A 4,287-nucleotide genomic window follows, 5' to 3' on the forward strand; every position below is an offset into this window, starting at 1 on the left:
GATATCACCTACTTCGCGACCGATCACAACGAAGAAGAAATCCTCAATCCAATCATGGAAGATACAGACCTCAAGATCTCCGACCTAAAGAAAAACGAGGTCATTTTGGACAGTTCTTTCAAAGAGGATGAAGGGATCCAAGTCGGCGATCAAGTGATCGACAAAACTTCTAAGCAAAAACTCAAGGTCGTGGCCTTCGCGAAAAATGCCAAATACGGCTACAGCGAGATTGGTTTTATCAGCTCGGATACCTACACAGGCATGCGACAAAAAACAGATCCAAGCTATCAATGGCAAGCCCAAACCCTTGTGACCAAGAAAAGCATCACTTCTAGCGATCTAGCCAGCAACTTGATGGTGGCGGATAAGAAGCAAGTGATCGATAAAATCCCTGGCTACAAGGCTCAAAACCTGACGCTACGGATGATTACGTGGGTGCTCTTACTCGCTTCTTCTGCTATCCTTGGGGTCTTCTTCTACATCCTCACCCTGCAGAAGTTGAAACAGTTCGGTGTCTTGAAGGCTATTGGCATGTCCATGAGCCAGATTACCTATGTCCAACTATCCCAGCTCACCATCATCTCCCTCATCGGAGTGCTATTGGGGCTTGGCTTGGCAACTATGATGGCTCCATTTTTACCGAATAGCGTCCCTTCCTTTATGACCCTGAAAGACAACCTCACCATCTCGGTTAGCTTTATCCTGACCTCTATCTTGTGTGGTGCCTTGTCCCTTGTCAAAATCAAAAAAGTAGATCCAATCGAAGTCATTGGTGGAAATGGAGAATAAGATGGCCATTATCGAATTAGAAAATATCAGAAAATCCTACGCCGATGGCAGCCAGATGCACCATGTCCTCAACCAGCTGAATTTAAGCGTCGAACCCAACGAATTTGTCGCCATCTTGGGCCCTTCAGGATCTGGTAAGTCCACGCTTTTAGCCATCGCTGGCTTGCTTTTATCAGCGGATGAGGGGTGGATTCGCATCGCAGGCCAAGACTTGACTGGCCTCAACCAAAGTCAGTGGACGCAAAAACGGCTGGAATTGCTCGGCTTTATCTTTCAAGACCACCAGCTCCTCTCCTATATGAAAATCGGTGACCAGTTGGAACTGGTGGCCAAATTAAAAGGGGAAAAGGACAAGAAAAAACGCCAAGAGGAAGTCAAAGCCTTGTTGACAGATCTTGGCATCGAAGCTTGTTACCACCAATACCCGAATCAGATGTCCGGTGGGCAAAAGCAACGGGCAGCCATCGCTCGGGCCTTTATCGGAAATCCGCAGGTCATCTTAGCCGATGAACCAACGGCTAGCCTAGACCCAGATCGAGGGCAAGAAATCGCCCAATTGATCCAAAAAGAAGTCAAATCCAAAAACAAGAGCGCCATCATGGTGACCCATGACCGCTCCATCCTGACCTATGTAGATACCATTTATGAATTAAAACATGGCCAATTGCTAAAGGTAGAAAAGGTTGATTAAATACAAAAAGCGAACAAGCATTTTTGAACTGTACCCCAAAAGTTGGACAGATAAAATCTAACTTTTGGGGTATTTTTGTGTCAATTTGCTTTTTGTTTCAGATTATTGTATAAGTTTTTCTATCCTTATCAAAATCTTCATTGATTAAAAATTAATTTATTGGCGATACTTTTCAATCCATGAAACGGAAAAATCTACTAAACTACGCTGTTGCATTAATCTAGAATCGGCAATACCTATTTTCCCTATATTTGCATGACCTATTTCCTCAAACGCAATTCCTATGTCTTCAAAATCTTCTCCATCAACGAATAAGGTCTTATATGATTTCCATATACGAACACCATCTTCAAGTATAGCACTGTGTTCAATACAGTCATGTTTCCCAGGATACTCTGCACGAACATCCGCTAGGTGTATAGAGGTGTTTTTATCATATCCAACCCCTATTAACAGTACTTTTGCATCAAGTTCATAGAGTTTTGCGATAGGTGATCCCTCCCCAAATATATTTGAAAGAGTATGTTCCTCTGTAATATATTCAGCATGTTTCCCCCATGCACAAATTGATCTTGCTGGATGCTCTGTTCTGATGCTACCTGGCCATTGACGAAACATTTCTGCAACAGCTCCCATTGTATTGGTTGGCGTTATCTGCTTATCATATGCTGGCCAATTCTCTCTAATTTTTTCCCAGTCTGACTCCTCTGCATTCCAGTGCACACCTGTTTCCGGATCTAGATTTTTCCATGACTGCGTGGGCATCACAATGGTTCCTTCAGAAGTAACAACTTCAATTAGAGCTTCTATCACAGCCTGTGCTCCTCCACATACATATCCAATACTTTTTAACGATGTATGTACAATGACTATATCTCCCTTTTTCAGGCCAAGGTCTGTTAAGCCCTGTACGATATCTTTTTTATATATTGTTTTCATAGTTTTTTCCTCTTTTCATCAAAAAATAATCGGGTAGCATTTCTCCTCAATGTAAGTTTCCACTTCTTCAATCGTCAGTTTTTCACTTAAGTTTTTGGCTAATTCCTGATATGTTCTATCTGAAACAACAGATGTCATTTTGTCACGAATTGGATCGCATTCAATACAAATACAAATGTATTGTGTAGGGTGGTTTAGGTATTACAGGGGTTTGAAAAGTAGCGTTACCCTATTTTAGCCAATATACCATTCTTTACACATTTTAATCTATAAATTATCATAACATAAAATGGATTAAACAATATGTACGAACAAAAAGTCAGTCACTTTATTTTTATGTATAATCAAGATAAGCTCTAGTTCAGTCTTAAATATATACCGTATTTTATTCCATGACCAAAAAACGAATTTCCAAATTAGTTTTATTAATAAGTATCTCTAAATTCTATTATTACAGGAAGACATCTAAAAATACAAACTAGCGAACAAGCATTTCTCTTGTTCGCTAGTTTTTTATTCTTGTGGATCTTTGGGCAGTTCCATACGGAAGCGTAAGCCCATAGCCGTTTTATCAAATTGGTAGGCCAGTTCTTCATGGTCTAGCAAGTGTTGGACCACGAAGAGTCCCAAGCCGCCTTCCTTCTTCTGACGGCTAGCGGTCATTGGCATTTCAGCGGTCTCTACCATTTCCTGGCTGGTATTTTCAACCGCCAAGTGCGTCCCTTCCTCTTCGAGGCGGAGCTGGATCTCTCCACCGGCATCCGAATGCTTGACGGCATTACTAATGACATTTGAGAGGACCAATTTCAGAATGGCTGGGTCCATATAAACTCCTTTGTCAGGGATTTGATTGTCAATCGTGAGCGCGCGAGATTGAGCCAAGACCTTGTACTGGTCGAGGATCTGCTCTAAGACCTGATTCAGCTGGATCCACTCCTTGTCTCCAGCCAATTCTTGGACAGAGGACAGGGACAGGATTTCTAGGACGATCTGGTTCATCTCATCGACGATATCGAGGGAGACCGACAGGTAGCGGTCCCGATCCTTGTAGCGGCCGATCTTATCCCGCATATTTTCTAGGATAATCTTCAAGCTGGCTAGAGGCGTCTTGAGCTCATGCGAGGCTCCCCGTAGGAATTCCACCTTCATCTGCTCCAACTTCAGATTTTCCTGTTTCTGCTGCTCTAGATTGTCGATCACTTCTAGGAGATGGTGATAAAGGTCGTTGATCTGTTGCTTAAGAACGCCAATCTCATCCTGCGAATGAATGGGGAGATTAGCTGTCCGATCCAAGCGCTTCATCCGCTTGGTCATCTGCTTGATCTCAAGGATCGGAGCAGAAATCAGGCGGGCATAGAGATAGGAGGCAAGCAATGACAGAACAAAGGAAGCCAGAAGACTATAGGGAAGAAAGCCCAGACTGATGTCCCGCGCTTCCTTTTGGGAATCGACAGTTGCTAAGAATTGCAAGGTCAAGTCCTTCCCCTCTTTTGTCTGGATTTTTCGCTCTTCAATGACTAGGGAATTATTCTGGCTGTCAGGGTTCACGAGCAAGTCATCCTTGACCTCTAGGGCATTTTGTTTTTCCTTGTCCTTGATCGAGACCTTGATATCATTGGTCTTGGAATATAGGTCGATGACCGACTCAATGGTTCCTTCTTCTTGACCTTGGAAACTCTTGGACAGGGCCTGTGATTTCTTCAAAATCGTCTGGCGCTGGGACTCGATATAGGTCGACGGGAAAATAAAGTAAACCGAAGCGTGTAGAAGGATGACTAAGCCACTAAAAAGGGCAAAGGTGATCAGAAAAATCTTTGCAAAGATACTCCGTTTGGTCATGGTCTCTCCAATTTATAGCCGACATTGCG

The 4,287-nt window shown here is 43.1% G+C and carries 4 protein-coding genes; 2 read left to right on the top strand and 2 right to left on the bottom strand.

Annotated elements, in window-relative coordinates; all coding sequences use genetic code 11:
- A partial coding sequence (locus RCH62_RS03465; RefSeq protein ID WP_306474628.1) for an ABC transporter permease occupies window positions 1-789 on the top strand: 789 nt, incomplete at its 5' end.
- 1 nt (window position 790) lies between these two features.
- Entirely contained in the window at window positions 791-1,480 is a 690-nt protein-coding gene (locus RCH62_RS03470) for an ABC transporter ATP-binding protein (protein WP_195214324.1), read from the top strand.
- A 156-nt stretch (window positions 1,481-1,636) separates the two neighbouring features.
- On the opposite strand, the gene RCH62_RS03475 is transcribed toward RCH62_RS03470, so the two are convergent.
- Both RCH62_RS03475 and RCH62_RS03480 read right to left on the bottom strand, forming a co-directional pair.
- On the bottom strand, window positions 1,637-2,419 hold the full coding sequence (locus tag RCH62_RS03475; RefSeq protein ID WP_306474629.1) for an aminoglycoside N(3)-acetyltransferase: 783 nt from the start codon (window positions 2,417-2,419) through the stop codon (window positions 1,637-1,639).
- Between the two features lie 513 nt (window positions 2,420-2,932).
- Entirely contained in the window at window positions 2,933-4,258 is a 1,326-nt protein-coding gene (locus RCH62_RS03480) for a HAMP domain-containing sensor histidine kinase (RefSeq protein WP_306474630.1), read from the bottom strand.
- Between the last annotated feature and the right edge of the window lie 29 nt (window positions 4,259-4,287).

The sequence above is a fragment of the Streptococcus sp. genome, assembly GCF_030825805.1.
Classification (GTDB): Bacteria; Bacillota; Bacilli; order Lactobacillales; family Streptococcaceae; genus Streptococcus.

Excerpts from the sequence above, each read along its gene's own strand:
- RCH62_RS03480 (WP_306474630.1), bottom strand. The coding sequence starts at position 4,258 with ATGACCAAACGGAGTATCTTTGCAAAGATTTTTCTGATCACCTTTGCC.
- RCH62_RS03470 (WP_195214324.1), top strand. The coding sequence starts at position 791 with ATGGCCATTATCGAATTAGAAAATATCAGAAAATCCTACGCCGATGGC.
- RCH62_RS03475 (WP_306474629.1), bottom strand. The coding sequence starts at position 2,419 with ATGAAAACAATATATAAAAAAGATATCGTACAGGGCTTAACAGACCTT.